The sequence below is a fragment of the Rhizobium leguminosarum bv. viciae genome (assembly GCF_012276115.1).
GTDB classification, from domain to species: Bacteria; Pseudomonadota; Alphaproteobacteria; order Rhizobiales; family Rhizobiaceae; genus Rhizobium; species Rhizobium leguminosarum_T.
Genome location: NZ_WIEU01000003.1, coordinates 12,265 through 28,257, shown reverse-complemented (window position 1 = coordinate 28,257; position 15,993 = coordinate 12,265). Strand labels below are relative to the sequence as shown.

Below are 15,993 nucleotides of genomic sequence, written 5' to 3'. Positions count from 1 at the left end.
TCCGGCTGCAGCTTGCACATCAGCGCCGCAAGATGTTAGCTGATGCAGCATTTTACCGGAATCCGACCATGCAACTGCCGTCCCACGATCGCTATGACGATCTCTATCGCGATTTCTCCTGGCGGATTCCGGAGGATTTCAATATCGGCCGCGCCGTCAGCGACGACTGGGCCGCGAGAGATCCGGAGCGCGTCTGCCTTGAGCACTTCAGCCCCGACGGCGATCACCGTGCGATGACCTATCGCGCGCTCGCCGATCGTTCCTCGGCCTTCGCAAATGCGCTCGTCTCACTAGATATCAAACGCGGCGATCGCGTCGCGCTGCTATTGCCGCAATCCTTCGAAACGGTGATCGCACATGTGGCGATTTACAAGACCGGCGCGATTGCGCTGCCACTGGCGCTGCTCTTCGGCGTCGAGGCGCTGGAATACCGGCTGAAGGCGGCAGGTGCCGCGGCCGTCGTCACCAACGGCTTTGGTCTCGAACGCATCCGGCAGATCCGCGGACGCCTGCCGGCGTTGAAGCATATCGTCAGCATCGACGGGACGAGTGCCGATGCGACTGCTTTTGCCGAACTGGTGGATGGCCATCCCCCTGTCTTCGACATCGCCAAAACTGGTCCGGACGACCCGGCGCTGATGATCTTCACGTCGGGAACGACGGGGCCGCCCAAAGGCGCGTTGCATGGCCACCGCGTCCTGCCCGGCCATATTCCGGGCATGCAGTTCGCCCATGAGGGGTTTCCGCGGCCGGGCGATAAGGTCTGGACGCCGTCCGACTGGGCCTGGGCCGGGGGGCTGCTCAACGCGCTGCTGCCAAGCCTTCTGCTCGGTGTTCCCGTGGTTTCGTCGCCGGCGCAGAAATTCGATGCCGGCATGGCTTATCGCATCATGGCCGAAATGAAGGTGCGCAATGCCTTCATTCCGCCGACGGCGCTGAGATTGATGCGGTCCGTGTCCGATCCGCGCTCGAAATATGATCTGGTGCTGCGCACCATCGGTTCGGCCGGGGAGGCGCTCGGCCGCGAGACCTATGAATGGGCGCGCCATACGCTCGGCATCACCGTCAACGAATTCTACGGCCAGACGGAGTGCAATTTCGTGCTTGCGTCGAGCGCTGCCTATGGCGTCACCAAGGCGGGCGCCATAGGACGGGCGGTGCCCGGGCACCGCGTTGCGATCGTCAGCGAGACGGGCGACGAGTTGCCCGTCGGCGAACCGGGCCAGATCGCCATCGCCAGTCCCGATCCTGTCATGTTTCTCGGCTACTGGGACGACATGGCAGCGACGGAACGAAAATTCGTCAACGGCTGGCTGCTCACCGGCGATATCGGCCGGCAGGACGCTGAGGGCTATATTACCTTCGACGGACGCGACGACGACGTGATCACCTCGTCGGGATATCGCATCGGCCCCGCCGAGATCGAGGACTGCCTGATCGGCCATCCCGCCGTACAGCTTGCCGCCGCCGTCGGCAAACCCGATGCCGTGCGCACCGAAATCGTCAAGGCCTATATCGTGCTTTCACCAGGCCATCATCCAAGCGAGGCGCTGGCCGCCGACATCAGGGAATGGGTGAAGACGCGGCTTTCGATGCACGAATATCCGCGCGAAGTGGAATTCATCGATGCATTGCCGCTGACCACCACCGGCAAGGTGATCCGCCGGCTGCTGCGCGAAAGGGCTGCCAGCGAAGAATAGAACCGCTACGCATTTTGCTGGAATGCTTAGCCCCGGCCGGCAAGCGACATGATCTTTTCGCGCAGCATCTTCGCCATATTGCGGGTGCTGCGGTACATGTGAAGCTGGGCGGTGACCTGGCGCATGTCGCGGTCGCTGTTCTGCGTCAGGCCGATCACCAGCGTTCCCATCTCCTCGCGCTCCTGCCAGAAGCGGCTCATGATCGGATGATCCGAGACGGCGCAGGAATCGGAGCGGACGATATTGGCATCGTCGAGATGCCATTCGGTGAGTTCGCTCATCAGCAGCTTGCCCGGCGAATAGCGGGCATAGTTTTCGTCGTAGGCGGTCTTCCAGGTATAGGCCTCGCCGCCCATCATCAGCACGACGATGGCGGCGATCGCCTTGCCGTTGAGGTCGATCGTGTGTATGCGCACGGCATCGCCGGCGGCAAGGTTCGACACCGCCTCGCGGGCGAATGCCGTGTGATAACGATCGGTGACGAGAGCGCTTCGCCGCTTGCCCTTCCAGCCACCGGCTTCCATCGCCAGGAATTCCTCGAAGCGGGTATGGATTTCGCGCGGCTGGCGGGCGACGGCATAGACCGCGGTTCCCTTTTCCTCCAGCAGGCGCCACTGGCGGCGCATCTCGCGCATATGCGAGGAGGAGATGGTTTTGCCGAGATAGACCGGCGCCTCTTCCTCGCTCTGCAGCATCGGGCGCAGGTATGGATTGGTAACGGTGACGGGAAGATTGCGGCTGAGCGCAACGGCCTTGACCATGCGCACGAAGATCCCGTTCAGCCTGAGATCCGGCAGGACCATTATGCTGGGCAGATTGAGATCACGCGCGGTCAGCCCCTCGAAGAGGTTGTCGAGGGTTTCGGCGGCATCCTCGCCATCGACGAGCGGCGTGCCGAGCGGACCAAAGCTGTTCGACCAGCCGCGGATGATTGACGGGCCGACGGCAAAGCCCGGCTTGTCGACCGAAAATGGCAAGAGGAAGCGCATGCGGCTGCGGCCGGCATTGTGATCGCGGATCAGGGCGAAGTTCACCTGCCGGTCTTCGAGCCGCGGCATGGCGGGGGCGAGGAAACGGCCGGAGAAAAAGACGTTCGGTTCCATCGCCCGGTTGGAGAGGAAATCGAGCTCATCCTGAAGCTCATAGCCGAGCTTGCCCGGATAGAGGCAGAGCTCGCGCCCCGGCCGGCCGATCTCGGCGCGGGCCTCGGCCTGCGGCGCTTCGAAATGCAGCGCTGCGAGATCATGCACCATGCGGTTTGCTGCGCTGTCGGTACTTTCGGTAACGGGGGGAACACGCACCATCTATCGAACTCTCATTTCTGGCGTTGCGGCGGAGGGGCTGGCGAAGGCGAAAAGAACGATGCCGAGGGTGCGGCGCACGGCGACATGCAGCAGGATTGCCTCAACGGCCATGGCGGAGGCCGTGGCGATCGCCGTGCCTTCGATGCCGTAATGCGGGATCAAAGCGAGGTTGAGGCCGACATTGGCCGTCAGTGCGCCGGCATAGAGCGCGACGCAGAGGTTCTGCTTGCCCGCCATCATCAGCAGCGTTTCGGCCGGGCCGACCAGCGATTTGGCGAGGATGCCGGCGAGCAGGATCGCCATGACCAGATAACCTGATGTAAAAGCGCCGCCGAAGAGCGACAGCAGCAGATGGCCGGCCGCAAGCACGACAAGGCCGACCCCGAGCGCCGGCCAGAAGGTCCAGCGCGCGGCGTCGATGGCAGCTGCTGCCAACTGGTCTTGGTCGCCTTCGGCGATGATCGAGGAAAAGCGCGGGCCGGAGGCTGCCTTGACCGAGAAATTAATGAAATGCACCAGCGCCATCGTCTTGGCGGCGGCGAAGTAGATGGCGACATCGTGCGGCTCGAGGAAGATGCCGACGACGACGACGTCGGAATTGGTGAGCAGGAAGCTCACGCCCTCGATCAGGAAAATCGGAAAGGCGACGCTGAACCAGGCGAGGAAGTCGACCTTGCGCGGGCCGTCGTCATAATGCCGGCGAAGGCGGTAGAGCGTTGCGGCATATTGGCCGAGAGCAGTGACGTAGGTGGCGGCGAGCGCTGCCTGCATCGCGGTGACGGCCGTGTGTTCGGCGCCGATGGCAATCGCGATCAGCATGAAGAGGATGATGAGGATCGGGCGGACGATATAGACCGGGCCCAGCGCCATCACCGGCCAATGGTTTGCCCGTGACGTGCCTTCCAGAATGTCGCCGAGCGCGATCATCGGCATGGCGAGCAGGCCGATGAAGATCGGGACGAGATAATAGACCTGGATCATACCGCCGAAGAAATGCAGCCCGAGCATGCCGGCTGCGAGCACTGCCGTGCCGGACAGCAGCGCAAAGATGCGCGCCGTGCCGGTCAGGCCGCGGATTTCCTCGAAAGCGCCCGCTGCCCTGTATTGCGGCAGGAAGCGGACGATCGCGGTGTGGAAACCGAGGCATGAGAGATCGCCGAAGACGACGACCAGCACCCAGACGAAAACGAAGATGCCGTATTCATATTCGCCCATCAGCCGGGCGAGCACGATCTGCGAGACGAAGGCGAGTGCGGCGCTGAGGATACGGATCGAAAAGGCCGTCAGCGCCATGCGCTGGGCGGCCGCCCTCTCACCGCGTTCGGTGAGCACGGCAGCAAGCAAACGCAGCGTGCGGCCGCCGATCGGGCGCAGGCCCGCGGGCAGCATCTTCTCCGCTGTTTCTATGACCGCCATGATGAACACGCAAAACTCTGAGGTCAGGCAAATCGCCCCTGAAGTCTTGACAGAACAGGGTTAAGAAACGGTTCCGGATTGGGTCTGCCGCCCGACGCTGAAATTCCGGCTCTCCGGCATTGCCGCAGAAAGAAAATGCCGCCCGGAGGCGGCATTTTCGCGGATCTTTGCGGGCTTGCCTCAGACCTGTTCGAAGGCGCCGTGGCAATGCTTGTATTTCTTGCCGGAGCCGCAGGGGCAAGTCTCGTTACGGCCGACCTTGCCCCAGGTGGCCGGGTCATCCGGGTTGCGGTTTTCAGGAGAAACGATGACTTCCGACGCCTGGTAGATTGCCGGGGCGAAATCGTCCTCGCCGGTCGTCGGATCCAGGTGATGGGCCTGCATCAGCGGTGGTTCAGGCTCGGCAGGCGCCTGTTGCACCAGTTCGACGCGCATCAGCTGGGCGGTGACGGCCTCGCGCAGATTGTTGAGCAGCGCCGTGAAGAGCTCGAAGGCCTCCGACTTGTACTCCTGCAGCGGATCGCGCTGGGCATAGCCGCGGAAGCCGATGACGGAGCGCAGATGGTCGAGGTTGACGATGTGCTCGCGCCAAAGATGATCGAGCGTCTGCATGACGATCGAGCGTTCGACATAATGCATGATGTCGTCGCCGAAACGCTCGGCCTTTTCCATGAAGGCCGCATTGGCGGCTTCCGTCAGGCGCTCGCGGATGTCGTCCTCGCCGATGCCTTCTTCCTTCACCCAGTCCTCGACCGGCAAGTCGAGATTGAGGATGTTCAAAGCCCCGGTCTTCAGGCCGGCGGCATCCCATTGTTCGGCATAGGCGCGCTCTGGGATATGCTTTTCGACCATGTCCTCGATCACCTCGCGGCGCATGTCGGAAACGGTCTCGGAAATATTGGTCGATTCCATCAGTTCGAGGCGCTGCTCGAAGATCACCTTGCGCTGATCGTTGAGAACGTCGTCATACTTCAGGAGGTTCTTGCGGATGTCGAAGTTGCGGGCTTCGACCTTCTTCTGGGCGCGCTCCAGGGCCTTGTTGATCCAGGGATGGACGATCGCTTCGCCCTCCTTGAGGCCGAGCTTGGTCAGCATGCTGTCCATGCGGTCGGAGCCGAAGATGCGCATCAGGTCGTCCTGAAGCGAGAGGTAGAACTTCGAGCGGCCGGGGTCGCCCTGACGGCCGGAGCGGCCGCGCAACTGGTTGTCGATGCGGCGGCTTTCATGGCGCTCGGTAGCAATGACGTAGAGACCGCCGGCTTCGAGCGCCTTCTGCTTGAGTTCCTTGATCTCCTCGATGATCGCCTGGATCCGGGCATCACGCTCCGGACCGGCTTCGACTTCGCCGAGTTCGCGCTCGATGCGCATGTCGAGATTGCCGCCGAGCTGGATGTCGGTGCCGCGGCCGGCCATATTGGTGGCGATGGTGATGGCACCCGGCACGCCGGCCTGGGCGACGATATAGGCTTCCTGCTCGTGGTAGCGGGCGTTCAGCACCTTGAAGTCGTCGAAGCCCTGCTTGCGCAGGCGCTCGGCGAGCAGTTCCGATTTCTCGATCGAGGTGGTGCCGACCAGCACCGGCTGACCGCGCTTGTGGGCGTCGAGGATCTCCTCGATGATTGCCTTGAACTTCTCGTCGAAGGTCCGGTAGACCTCGTCGTCCTCGTCGAGGCGCTTGATCGGCAGGTTGGTCGGGACCTCGATGACATCGAGATTGTAGATATTGGCGAATTCTTCCGCTTCCGTCTGCGCCGTACCGGTCATGCCGGCGAGCTTATCGTACATGCGGAAGTAGTTCTGGAAGGTGATCGAGGCCAGCGTCTGGTTTTCCGGCTGGATCTGCACCTTTTCCTTGGCTTCGAGCGCCTGGTGCTGGCCTTCCGAATAGCGGCGGCCCGGCATCATGCGGCCGGTGAACTCGTCGATGATGACGACTTCGTCGTTGCGGACGATATAGTCCTTGTCGCGCTGGAAGAGCTTGTGGGCCTTCAGCGCGTTGTTGACGTGGTGGACGATTGCAACGTTCTCGATGTCGTAGAGCCCGTTGCCCTTCAGGAGGCCGGCCTGGCGGAGCAGGTTTTCCAGCTTCTCGGTGCCCTCTTCGGAGAAGTTGGCGGAGCGCTGTTTCTCGTCGATCTCGTAGTCGCTGGGCACCAGCAGCGGAATGTAGGCGTCGATCGTATTATAGAGTTCGGAGCGGTCGTCGAGCGGACCGGAGATGATCAGCGGCGTGCGCGCCTCGTCGACGAGGATCGAGTCCACTTCGTCGACGATTGCGAAGTTGTGGCCGCGCTGAACCATCTGGTTCTTCTCGTACTTCATGTTATCGCGCAGATAATCGAAGCCGAGTTCGTTGTTGGTGGCGTAGGTGATGTCGCAGGCATAGGCCGCGTGGCGTTCCTCGTCGGAAAGGCCGTGGACGATGACGCCGGTGGTCATGCCGAGGAAGCCGTAGACGCGGCCCATGGTGGCGGCATCGCGCTGGGCGAGGTAATCGTTGACGGTGACGACGTGCACGCCCTTGCCGGAAAGCGCGTTCAGATAGACCGGCAGGGTGGCGACGAGGGTCTTGCCTTCGCCGGTCTTCATCTCGGCGATCGCATTCGAATGCAGGATCATGCCGCCGACCAGCTGTACGTCAAAAGGTCGCAGGCCAAGAACGCGGCGCGAGGCTTCGCGCACGACGGCAAAGGCCGGGATCAGAATGTCGTCGAGCGTCTTGCCCTCGGCGAGCAGGGCGCGAAACTCTGCGGTCTTGGCCGCAAGCTGCTCGTCCGTCAGGGCCTTCGTCTTCTCTTCGATAGAGTTGATGGCAGTGACGTTCGGCTGGTAGGACCGCACGCGGCGGTCATTCGAAGACCCAAATAACTTGCGGGCTATACCGCCAAAGCTGACCATATGACTGGCCCTTTCTCAATATTCATCCCCGGCGTTTCTTGTTCGCGGCCCAGCCGAAAATCAGGCGCGCGCCTTAAAACGCCCGGAAACTGTTCTGGACGCGAGGTTGCGTGACAGATAAGAGGGGGGTCGAATGATGTCAACGGATTTGGCGGATACAGAAAGGCCACAATCCGGTGTTGATGGCTATTTTGGGCTGGATTCAGGGGATGCTGAAACCGGCAATGTAACTGTGAAGGGTATTTCATGTTGAGCACCAACAAACTTGCCGTTCTGGCGTTTGCAACCTTTGTTGCGCTCCAGGCCCCGGCCTATGCCGATGACGCCGTCATCGCCAAGGTCGGCACCCTGGAGATCCACCAGTCGGAACTCGACCTCGCCGTCGCCAATCTGGACCCGCAGCTGGCGCAGCTTCCCGATGACCAGAAGAAGGTCGCAGCCCTTTCCGCCGCCATCGACGTGAAGCTGCTCGCCGCCGACGCTGCGGCCGAGAAGCTCGATCAGACCGACGAATTCAAGAAGCGCATGCAGTATCTCTCCGACCGCGAGCTTCACAATGCCTATTTCAAGAAGCATGTCGTCGATATTGTGACGCCTGACGAAGTCAAAGCCCGTTACGACAAGGAAGTCGCCGCCCTGCCGAAGCAGGAGGAAGTCCACGCCCGCCACATCCTCGTCAAGACCGAGGACGAAGCCAAGGACATAATCAAGCAGCTCGACGCCGGCAAGGATTTCGCCGAACTCGCCAAGGAAAAGTCCACCGATCCGAACAAGTCGGAAGGGGGCGATCTCGGCTATTTCTCGCGCGGCCGGATGGTCAAGGAATTCGAAGACGCAGCCTTCGCGCTTGAGAAGGGCACCTACTCCAAGACGCCCGTCAAGACCGATTTCGGCTTCCATGTCATCAAGGTCGAAGATAAGCGCGATGCCCCGCCGCCGCCCTTCGAGCAGGTGCAGGATCAGGTTCGTCAACTCGTCATGCGCGACAAGTATCTTGCGCTTCTGAACCAGGCAAAGGCGTCCGCCAAGATCGAGATCACGGACGAGACGCTGCGCAAGGGTTACGACCAGGCAAACAAGCAGCCGGAGCCCGGCAGCGAGCCGGTTGCCCCGGCGCCGAAGCAGTAACATTCGCATCAGGGCCCGGTTCTTCCGGGCCCTTCACTATCGTGGTTGTCGCATTTCCGGACGGCGAACCGGTTTCCATTTCGCCTGGAAATGCTCATTGGCAGGTCTCATCATGTCCGGTTCCGTCTCTCCGCTCGCTCCGAAATCCTTCGTCTCGATGCCGCCGCTGCGCGGCGTGCGCCTGGCGACGGCTTCCGCCGGCATCAAGTACAAGAACCGCACCGACGTGCTGATGATGGTCTTCGATAAGCCGGCGGCTGTCGCGGGCGTCTTTACCCGCTCGAAATGCCCGTCGGCGCCGGTCGATTTCTGCCGGGCCAATCTCCCCCATGGCAGCGCGCGTGCCGTCGTTGTCAATTCCGGCAATGCCAATGCTTTCACCGGCCTGAAGGGCCGCCAGGCGACCGCGCTGACGGCGAAGTCGGCTGCCGCTGCCGTCGGCTGCGCCGAAAACGAGGTCTACCTGGCCTCGACCGGGGTCATCGGCGAGCCGCTCGATGCCACCAAATTCGCAGGCGTTCTAGATCGGATGCAGGTCGAAGCGACCGGCGATTTCTGGTTCGAGGCCGCCAAGGCGATCATGACGACCGACACCTATCCGAAGGTTTCGACCTGCAGCGCCGAGATCGGCGGCGTGGCCGTGACGATCAACGGTATCGCCAAGGGCGCCGGCATGATCGCGCCTGATATGGCAACGATGCTCTCCTTCGTCGTCACCGATGCCGACATTGCGCCTGCCGCGCTGCAGGCGCTGCTGTCCGACGGCGTCGGCCCGACCTTCAATTCCATGACCGTCGACAGCGACACCTCCACCTCGGACACACTGATGCTGTTTGCGACGGGTGCGGCGGCCGAGGACGGCCAGGCCTGCATCGAACGCGCCGACGACCCGCGGCTTGCCGCCTTCCGGGCCGCGCTCAACGAAGTGCTGAAGGATCTGTCGCTGCAGGTGGTGCGCGACGGCGAGGGTGCCACCAAGATGCTCGAAATCACCGTGACGGGGGCCGAGAGCGATGCCGCCGCCAAGCGCATCGCGCTGTCGATCGCCAATTCGCCGCTGGTCAAGACCGCGGCCGCCGGCGAAGACGCCAATTGGGGCCGTATCGTCATGGCCGTCGGCAAATCCGGCGAGATGGCCGACCGCGACCGGCTCGCCATCTGGTTCGGCGATATCAGGGTCGCCGTCAATGGCGAGCGTGATCCCGATTATTCCGAGGCGGCTGCCTCGGACGTCATGAAGGCGCAGGATATCCCCGTCAAAGTCGATATCGGGCTCGGCACTGGTTCGGCAACCGTCTGGACCTGCGACCTCACCAAGGAATATGTTGCGATCAATGGCGACTATCGGAGCTGATCGTTCATTGGCGCAGGCATCCATTTCCTCACACAATCTGCCACTGGTGCGTAGGCTGGAGGCCGTTGGCTTCCGCGCCTGGCCGGCGGCTTCCGTGCAATATGACGGCAGCTGGCAGGTGCGGCTGACGGCCGGTCACCCGTCCAACCGGCTGAACTCGATCGTACCGCTCGATCCCTCGGATCATCGCGACGTCGAAATCCGCCTGGAAAAGGCGAGCCGGAAGTTCGAGGCCTATGGCCGCGCCGCCGTGGTCCGCCAGACGCCGCTTGCCTCGCCGGTGCTGATCGAACTTCTGCGCGCGCAGAACTGGACGCGTTTCGACGATACGGTGGTGATGACCTGCGACCTCGCCGAGGCGGAGCTGCCGGATACGCTCGATCACCTGCCGACCCATGATGTCGGCCGTTTCGTCGACGCCAACCTCGCCGTCGACCGGGCGCCACTGAGGCTGAAGCCGGCCCTTGCCGAAATCATCTCGGCGATCAAGCCGCCATCCGGCCTGTTCATGATCGAGAACGCGGTGGACGGCCCGCTTGCGACTGTGCTCTGTGTCCAGGACAACGACCTCGCCGGCATCATGTCGCTTTCGGTCTCCGAGGCGCGGCGGCGCGAAGGGCTCGGCATCGAAATCCTCACCTCGGCGCTGCGCTGGGCGCGCATGCGCAGCGCCCGTTCGGCCTGGCTGCAGGTGAAGCTGTCCAACCGTCCGGCCATCGCACTTTATGAGCGCCTCGGTTTTCGCGACGCCTATCATTATTGCTATTGGCAAAAGGAGCCGCGATGAGCGAGGCGGGCCGGAAGATATTGCTGGTCGCTGCCTGTGCGCTGATCGATACCGATGGGCGTATCCTGTTGGCACAGCGCCCCGAGGGAAAGTCGCTCGCCGGGTTGTGGGAGTTTCCCGGCGGCAAGGTCGAGCCGGGTGAGACGCCGGAGGAAACGCTGGTGCGCGAGCTCGAAGAAGAGCTCGGCATCCACACCAAGATCGCCTGTCTCGCGCCGCTTACCTTTGCCAGCCACTCCTACGAGACCTTCCACCTTTTGATGCCGCTTTATATCTGCCGGCGCTATGAGGGCATTCCCCAGGGCCGCGAGGGCCAGGCGCTGAAATGGGTGCGCCCGCAGGCGCTGCGTGATTATCCGATGCCGCCGGCCGACGAGCCGCTCATCCCGATGTTGCAGGATTTACTTTAGCATTATCTGATTATTATTGTGCCACACCATTTTCGGCTGTGGATATTAATGGATCGTTTAACACCTTCTGCCAAAGATCGGCCTCAATCAAGCATCTGGCGTGCGTGTATTAAAAGGCTTGACTTCATGGACGATGATTTCTGGAAAGCTGTCCGGGAAAAGGAACGGGCCTCGTCTGCCTCGCGCAGGACGGGTGCGCTGAATATCGCCCTCCTGTTCGGCACGGCGGTAGTCGCGCTGACGCTTATCCTGACGCCAATGCTTGCGGATTCCTCGAAGAAAAGCGTCTTTGCCAGTGCTCCGGCGGATTTCGATACGATCACGACGGGATCGATCCCAAAGACTGAGAGTGGCAAGCGGTATACGATCCGCCGCAGCGTGCTCCAGGATACGCCCGGTTCGGTCTGCGTCGTCCAGGGCTATGGCGTCGGCGCCGGTTGCTGAAAAATGCCGGCCGTCGCCCGATGGTCGTGGAATTGGTCGTTTGCTGTCGGTTTCGCTCAGAGGGTCGCGTAATAATGCGTATTTTAAAAGCATTTCTCGCAGATAACAGAGGTGCGACGGCAATTGAGTATGGCTTGATCGCCGCCCTCATTTGCGGCGCGCTCATCTCCGGCCTCGGGGTTTTCACCGGCGCCTTGCAGGACGTTTTCAACGTGATCGATAACAATATGACGGTGAATTGAAGAAGCAGCCGGCGGCTACTGTCTGAGCTTGTGCTCGTCCACCTTCAGTGCATCGGCAAGGCGCGCCTTGGCCGAGCCCGGCCTGAGCGGCTTTTGCTGGCTCTCGTGCGGCGCCCATCCCGAGGCATAGATGATCGAGAAGGTGGCGCGGATGCGTCCGTCGGGGTCGGCGTAGCGTTCGGCGTAGATCTCCGCCGCGCGCAGGAAGAAGGCGCGTGTCAGCGGCATGCGGCCGCGGGCTGCGAGCGGATTGCTCATGCCCATCGCTCTCAGATCCCGCATCAACGGAAAGAGTGAATCATAACGCACGGTATAGTTTTCCGCGTCGATCACCGGCAGCGTGAAGCCGGCGCGCTGCATGAGGCTGCCGACATCGCGCACATCGGCGAAGGGAATGACACGCGGGCTTGCACCGCCTGTCATCTCAACCTCGGCGGCCAGCAGCACGTCGCGCAGTTCCTGCAGGGTGCCGGCGCCGGGGATCGCGGCCAGGAACAAGCCGTCCGGCTTTAGGGCGCGGCGGATCTGGATGAAGACACCCGGCGTATCGTTGGTCAGATGCAGGCTGAGCGGCGCAAGGATGAGATTGGCCGATTGCGGTTCGAGCGGTACGTCCTCGAGCGGCGCCTCGATCAAGATTTCGTCCGGCCCGGCATAGGCCTTCTCACTTTCGACGCGGATCATCGTGCCGATCTTGCCCGTTGCCAGCGCGGCCCGGGCGGCAGCACCGGTCGCGCCATGCAGTTCGACGGCGGTTCCGAAGGTCCGCTCGACCACGGAAAGCCTTTCGGCCATTTCCTCAGCGGCGATGTCGAGCAGGAAGGCGGCTTTCGGATCGTTGTTGACAAGCGCGCGATGGCGATGTGCGGCGATCAGAGCTCTGTCGAAGATCGTTTCCATGGCGATGTCCTTAGTCCCGCGCCGCCCGTGCGGCAAGACGATTTTCCTTTCGCGAAGAACACGCTAGTCTCGACGGCATGGGACTGATCAACACTGAAAAACCGTCAGAGTTCTTGCGGGCGCAGCTGTTGCGGCCGTTTTCGGCGCTTGCCGATTTCTTTTATCCGCCGGCCTGTTCCGTCTGCGGCATTTCGACCGGCGGCCATCGCGGGCTCTGCGCGAAATGCTGGTCCGGCATCCGCTTCATCGAACGACCCTATTGCGAGGTGCTCGGCATTCCCTTCTCGCACGATCTCGGTGCCGGCATCCTCAGCGCAGAGGCGATCGCCAACCCGCCGCCCTTCGACCGGCTGCGGTCGGCGGCGACCCACGACCATGCGGTCCGCGATCTCGTCCATGGGCTGAAATATCGCGATCGCACCGATCTGGCGCCGATGATGGCCGCCTGGATGCTGCGTGCTTCCGATGGGACGGTCGAAAGCTGCGATGCGCTGATCCCGGTGCCGTTGCACCGTAGCCGCATGCTGGCGCGCAAGTTCAACCAGGCAGCCGAGCTTGCCCGCCATATGGCAAAGCTCTCGGGCAAGCCGCTGCTTGCCGCCACGCTTATGCGCGTCAAGCGCACCAGCCAGCAGGTCGGCCTTGGCGCCAAGGCGCGCGAAGATAATGTCAGGGGCGCTTTTGCGATCGCCAAGGGCTGCGAAAACGACATATTCGGCAAGCGCATCGTCCTTATCGACGACGTCTATACAACAGGGGCAACGGTCGCTGCGGCAAGCCGGACGCTGCGCAAGGCGGGTGCGGCCGACATAACGGTTTTGACCTTTGCAAGGGCTCTCTCCGAGCCTATATGACAGAAATACCCGGCATCGGTCTGGAGAGATTATGGTACCCGTCACAATCTATACACGGCAGTTCTGCGGCTATTGCTCCCGCGCCAAGTCCCTTCTCGTAGAAAAGGGCGTCGAATATATCGAGCACGACGCGACCTTTTCGCCGGACCTTCGCCAGGAGATGATCGGCAAGTCGAACGGGCGTACCACTTTTCCGCAGATCTTCATCGGCGCCGATCATGTCGGCGGTTGCGACGATCTCTTTGCGCTCGATCGGGCCGGCAAGCTCGATCCGATGCTGGCAGCCTGAGGAAGAACCGATGAGCTTCAAGGCCGCCGCCGTCCAGATGTGCTCCGGGGTCGATCCGGTGAAGAATGCCGCCGCCATGGCACGGCTGGTGCGCGAGGCCGCTGGCCAGGGCGCGACCTATGTGCAGACGCCCGAGATGACCGGCATGCTGCAGCGAGATCGTGCGGCGGCACGCGCCGTGCTTGCCGACGAGGCGCATGACATCATCGTCAAGACCGGCTCAGAACTCGCCAGGGAACTCGGCATCCACATGCATATCGGTTCGACGGCGATCGCCCTTGCCGACGGCAAAATCGCCAATCGCGGTTTCCTGTTCGGTCCCGACGGCAAGATCCTCAATCGCTACGACAAGATCCACATGTTCGACGTCGACCTCGACAATGGCGAGAGCTGGCGTGAAAGTGCCGCCTATACGGCCGGCTCGGAGGCCCGCGTCCTGTCGCTGCCCTTTGCCGAAATGGGCTTTGCGATCTGCTACGACGTGCGGTTTCCCGCGCTCTTCCGCGCCCAGGCGGTTGCCGGCGCCGAGGTGATGACAGTTCCTGCCGCTTTCACCAAGCAGACCGGCGAGGCGCATTGGGAGATCCTGCTCAGGGCACGCGCGATCGAGAACGGGGTCTTCGTCATCGCCGCCGCGCAGGCCGGCCGGCATGAGGATGGGCGCGAGACTTTCGGCCATTCGATAATCGTCGATCCCTGGGGCACGGTGCTGGCGTCGGCCGGCGCCACCGGCGAGGCGGTTATCGTCGCCGAGATCGATCCGAGTGCGGTCAAGGCTGCGCATGACAAGATCCCGAACCTGAGGAACGGCCGGGAATTCTCGGTCGAGAAGATTGCGGGGGCAATCGCCGGAGGCGTCGCCGCTTGATCCGCTATTCCCTCACCTGTGACAATGCCCATGAATTCGAAGGCTGGTTTTCGGAAAGCGCCGATTTCGACCGTCAGGTCGAAACCGGTTTCCTGACCTGCCCGGTCTGTCATTCCGCTGCCATTTCCAAGCTGTTGATGGCGCCGTCGGTGTCGACCGCGCGTGAGAAGGATAAGATGCAGACGCTGGCGATGGATGCCATGCGCCGCGAGGCCCTGCAAAAACTCAAGGAGGCCGTTGCGGCGGTCAAGGCCAATTCCGAGGACGTCGGCACGCAATTTCCCGAGGAAGCCCGCAAGATCCATTACGGCGAGGCCGATGCCCGCGGCATCATCGGCCAGGCGACGGTCGACGAGGCGCAGGCGCTCTTGGAAGAAGGCATCGAGATCGCGGCCATTCCCGTTTTGCCGGAGGACGTGAACTGACCATGCAGTCCGAGCGTCTGGCTGTCTGCAATTTCGGCCGGCATGTCGCACTGCTGCCTGCACGTCGCACTGCTGAAAGTGTAGCCGGCTTATTGCCGGCGGGTGTTATGCCGGCCGCTTTGCCAGCAGCATATAATTCACGTCCATATCCTTAGACAGGGTCCACTGGTTCGACAGCGGATTGAAGAAGACGCCGGTGCGGTCGGTGATCTCAAGGCCGTTCGCCACCAGCGGCTTTTCCAGTTCTTCCGGGCGTACCAGCTTTTCATACTGATGCGTGCCGCGCGGCAGCCAGCGCAGAATGTTCTCGGCGGCGAAAATGGCAAGCGCTGCCGCCTTCATCGTGCGGTTGATGGTGGCAACGAAGATCAAGCCGCCGGGGCGGACCATTTTCGCGCAGGTGGTCATGAAGAATTCGACATCGGCGACGTGTTCGACAACTTCCATGTTCAAGACGATATCGAAGGTCTCGCCAGCCTCAGCGAGCTCCTCAGCGGTGACGGCGCGATAGTCGACCGAAACGCCGGAGGCCTTCGCATGGGTGGAGGCGATGCCGATATTCTTCTCGGACGGATCGGCGCCGACGACAGAAGCGCCCATGCGGGCGACAGGTTCGGACAACAGACCGCCGCCGCAGCCGATATCGAGCACGCGCAGACCCTCCAGCGGGCGCGCGCTTTTCGGATCACGGCTGAAATTCTCGCAGGCCTTGTCGCGGATATAGGCGAGCCGGACGGGATTGAACTTGTGCAGCGGTTTGAACTTGCCGGTCGGGCTCCACCACTCCGCCGCCATCGCCGAGAAGCGGTCCACTTCGCCCTGGTCGATCGTGCTTCTGGCGCCTTCCGTCATCGTCCACTCCTTCATTCGTGACATGTGAAGTCGGACGATCGGGGGCAGAAGTCAAGGGGCGCAGATCAGGGGATTGGTGAGCGCGGAACCGCTCGCAAATAGCTTTTATCGCGCGTGCTTGC

16 protein-coding genes are annotated in these 15,993 nt (G+C 62.3%); 11 read left to right on the top strand and 5 right to left on the bottom strand.

Annotated features, from left to right (window positions below; genetic code table 11):
- Positions 1–68 precede the first annotated feature (68 nt).
- Positions 69–1,700: an AMP-binding protein gene (locus GFM02_RS05965; RefSeq protein WP_168321133.1), complete on the top strand. Its 1,632-nt coding sequence runs from the start codon at positions 69–71 to the stop codon at positions 1,698–1,700.
- A 26-nt stretch (positions 1,701–1,726) separates the two neighbouring features.
- Here GFM02_RS05965 and GFM02_RS05960 read toward each other — a convergent pair whose 3' ends face one another.
- The 3 genes from GFM02_RS05960 to secA form a co-directional block, all read right to left on the bottom strand.
- Positions 1,727–3,004, bottom strand: coding sequence for a GNAT family N-acetyltransferase (locus tag GFM02_RS05960; protein ID WP_020051802.1), 1,278 nt, complete (start codon positions 3,002–3,004; stop codon positions 1,727–1,729).
- The gene (locus GFM02_RS05955) at positions 3,005–4,420 is read right to left on the bottom strand and encodes a lipopolysaccharide biosynthesis protein (RefSeq protein WP_032999248.1); all 1,416 of its coding nucleotides are present in this window, start codon (positions 4,418–4,420) and stop codon (positions 3,005–3,007) included.
- Positions 4,421–4,600: 180 nt separating this feature from the next.
- Positions 4,601–7,318 (bottom strand): preprotein translocase subunit SecA, encoded by a 2,718-nt coding sequence (gene secA, locus GFM02_RS05950; protein WP_168321132.1) that lies wholly within the window; start codon positions 7,316–7,318, stop codon positions 4,601–4,603.
- Positions 7,319–7,564: 246 nt separating this feature from the next.
- Here secA and GFM02_RS05945 point away from each other — a divergent pair, with 246 nt between their 5' ends.
- From GFM02_RS05945 to GFM02_RS05920, 6 genes are all read left to right on the top strand, one after another.
- Positions 7,565–8,446 carry a peptidylprolyl isomerase gene (locus GFM02_RS05945; RefSeq protein WP_168272803.1) on the top strand — a complete coding sequence of 294 codons (882 nt, stop codon included), beginning with the start codon at positions 7,565–7,567 and terminating at the stop codon, positions 8,444–8,446.
- 112 nt (positions 8,447–8,558) lie between these two features.
- The gene (argJ, locus tag GFM02_RS05940; RefSeq protein WP_168321131.1) at positions 8,559–9,800 is read left to right on the top strand and encodes a bifunctional glutamate N-acetyltransferase/amino-acid acetyltransferase ArgJ; all 1,242 of its coding nucleotides are present in this window, start codon (positions 8,559–8,561) and stop codon (positions 9,798–9,800) included.
- Positions 9,781–10,587, top strand: a complete 807-nt coding sequence (locus GFM02_RS05935; RefSeq protein WP_168321130.1) for a GNAT family N-acetyltransferase — start codon at positions 9,781–9,783, stop codon at positions 10,585–10,587. Before argJ ends, GFM02_RS05935 begins: the two co-directional genes overlap by 20 nt.
- On the top strand, positions 10,584–10,997 hold the full coding sequence (mutT, locus tag GFM02_RS05930) for an 8-oxo-dGTP diphosphatase MutT (RefSeq protein ID WP_168272806.1): 414 nt from the start codon (positions 10,584–10,586) through the stop codon (positions 10,995–10,997). The genes GFM02_RS05935 and mutT overlap by 4 nt, the downstream gene beginning before the upstream one ends.
- Positions 10,998–11,123: 126 nt before the next feature.
- On the top strand, positions 11,124–11,441 hold the full coding sequence (locus tag GFM02_RS05925) for a hypothetical protein (RefSeq protein WP_077977742.1): 318 nt from the start codon (positions 11,124–11,126) through the stop codon (positions 11,439–11,441).
- Between the two features lie 74 nt (positions 11,442–11,515).
- Complete coding sequence (locus GFM02_RS05920; protein WP_168303484.1) at positions 11,516–11,683, top strand: Flp family type IVb pilin; 168 nt, start codon at positions 11,516–11,518, stop codon at positions 11,681–11,683.
- A 15-nt stretch (positions 11,684–11,698) separates the two neighbouring features.
- On the opposite strand, the gene GFM02_RS05915 is transcribed toward GFM02_RS05920, so the two are convergent.
- Positions 11,699–12,583: a methyltransferase domain-containing protein gene (locus GFM02_RS05915; RefSeq protein WP_168321129.1), complete on the bottom strand. Its 885-nt coding sequence runs from the start codon at positions 12,581–12,583 to the stop codon at positions 11,699–11,701.
- A 77-nt stretch (positions 12,584–12,660) separates the two neighbouring features.
- Here GFM02_RS05915 and GFM02_RS05910 point away from each other — a divergent pair, with 77 nt between their 5' ends.
- The 4 genes from GFM02_RS05910 to GFM02_RS05895 are packed head-to-tail and all read left to right on the top strand — an operon-like array spanning position 12,661 to position 15,019.
- Positions 12,661–13,437 carry a ComF family protein gene (locus GFM02_RS05910; protein WP_168321128.1) on the top strand — a complete coding sequence of 259 codons (777 nt, stop codon included), beginning with the start codon at positions 12,661–12,663 and terminating at the stop codon, positions 13,435–13,437.
- Between the two features lie 31 nt (positions 13,438–13,468).
- Positions 13,469–13,726 (top strand): glutaredoxin 3, encoded by a 258-nt coding sequence (gene grxC, locus GFM02_RS05905; RefSeq protein ID WP_168321127.1) that lies wholly within the window; start codon positions 13,469–13,471, stop codon positions 13,724–13,726.
- A 10-nt stretch (positions 13,727–13,736) separates the two neighbouring features.
- Complete coding sequence (locus tag GFM02_RS05900; RefSeq protein ID WP_168321126.1) at positions 13,737–14,594, top strand: carbon-nitrogen hydrolase family protein; 858 nt, start codon at positions 13,737–13,739, stop codon at positions 14,592–14,594.
- Complete coding sequence (locus tag GFM02_RS05895; protein WP_168321125.1) at positions 14,591–15,019, top strand: DUF1178 family protein; 429 nt, start codon at positions 14,591–14,593, stop codon at positions 15,017–15,019. The genes GFM02_RS05900 and GFM02_RS05895 overlap by 4 nt, the downstream gene beginning before the upstream one ends.
- Positions 15,020–15,124: 105 nt before the next feature.
- On the opposite strand, the gene ubiG is transcribed toward GFM02_RS05895, so the two are convergent.
- A complete protein-coding gene (gene ubiG / locus GFM02_RS05890; RefSeq protein WP_168321124.1) occupies positions 15,125–15,871 on the bottom strand; it encodes a bifunctional 2-polyprenyl-6-hydroxyphenol methylase/3-demethylubiquinol 3-O-methyltransferase UbiG in 747 nt (248 codons plus the stop codon).
- Positions 15,872–15,993: the final 122 nt, after the last annotated feature.

Excerpts from the sequence above, each read along its gene's own strand:
- GFM02_RS05900 (WP_168321126.1), top strand. The coding sequence starts at position 13,737 with ATGAGCTTCAAGGCCGCCGCCGTCCAGATGTGCTCCGGGGTCGATCCG.
- GFM02_RS05925 (WP_077977742.1), top strand. The coding sequence starts at position 11,124 with ATGGACGATGATTTCTGGAAAGCTGTCCGGGAAAAGGAACGGGCCTCG.
- GFM02_RS05945 (WP_168272803.1), top strand. The coding sequence starts at position 7,565 with ATGTTGAGCACCAACAAACTTGCCGTTCTGGCGTTTGCAACCTTTGTT.
- ubiG (WP_168321124.1), bottom strand. The coding sequence starts at position 15,871 with ATGACGGAAGGCGCCAGAAGCACGATCGACCAGGGCGAAGTGGACCGC.
- GFM02_RS05910 (WP_168321128.1), top strand. The coding sequence starts at position 12,661 with ATGGGACTGATCAACACTGAAAAACCGTCAGAGTTCTTGCGGGCGCAG.
- argJ (WP_168321131.1), top strand. The coding sequence starts at position 8,559 with ATGTCCGGTTCCGTCTCTCCGCTCGCTCCGAAATCCTTCGTCTCGATG.
- GFM02_RS05955 (WP_032999248.1), bottom strand. The coding sequence starts at position 4,420 with ATGGCGGTCATAGAAACAGCGGAGAAGATGCTGCCCGCGGGCCTGCGC.
- GFM02_RS05920 (WP_168303484.1), top strand. The coding sequence starts at position 11,516 with ATGCGTATTTTAAAAGCATTTCTCGCAGATAACAGAGGTGCGACGGCA.
- GFM02_RS05915 (WP_168321129.1), bottom strand. The coding sequence starts at position 12,583 with ATGGAAACGATCTTCGACAGAGCTCTGATCGCCGCACATCGCCATCGC.
- mutT (WP_168272806.1), top strand. The coding sequence starts at position 10,584 with ATGAGCGAGGCGGGCCGGAAGATATTGCTGGTCGCTGCCTGTGCGCTG.
- GFM02_RS05935 (WP_168321130.1), top strand. The coding sequence starts at position 9,781 with ATGGCGACTATCGGAGCTGATCGTTCATTGGCGCAGGCATCCATTTCC.
- GFM02_RS05965 (WP_168321133.1), top strand. The coding sequence starts at position 69 with ATGCAACTGCCGTCCCACGATCGCTATGACGATCTCTATCGCGATTTC.
- GFM02_RS05960 (WP_020051802.1), bottom strand. The coding sequence starts at position 3,004 with ATGGTGCGTGTTCCCCCCGTTACCGAAAGTACCGACAGCGCAGCAAAC.
- grxC (WP_168321127.1), top strand. The coding sequence starts at position 13,469 with ATGGTACCCGTCACAATCTATACACGGCAGTTCTGCGGCTATTGCTCC.
- secA (WP_168321132.1), bottom strand. The coding sequence starts at position 7,318 with ATGGTCAGCTTTGGCGGTATAGCCCGCAAGTTATTTGGGTCTTCGAAT.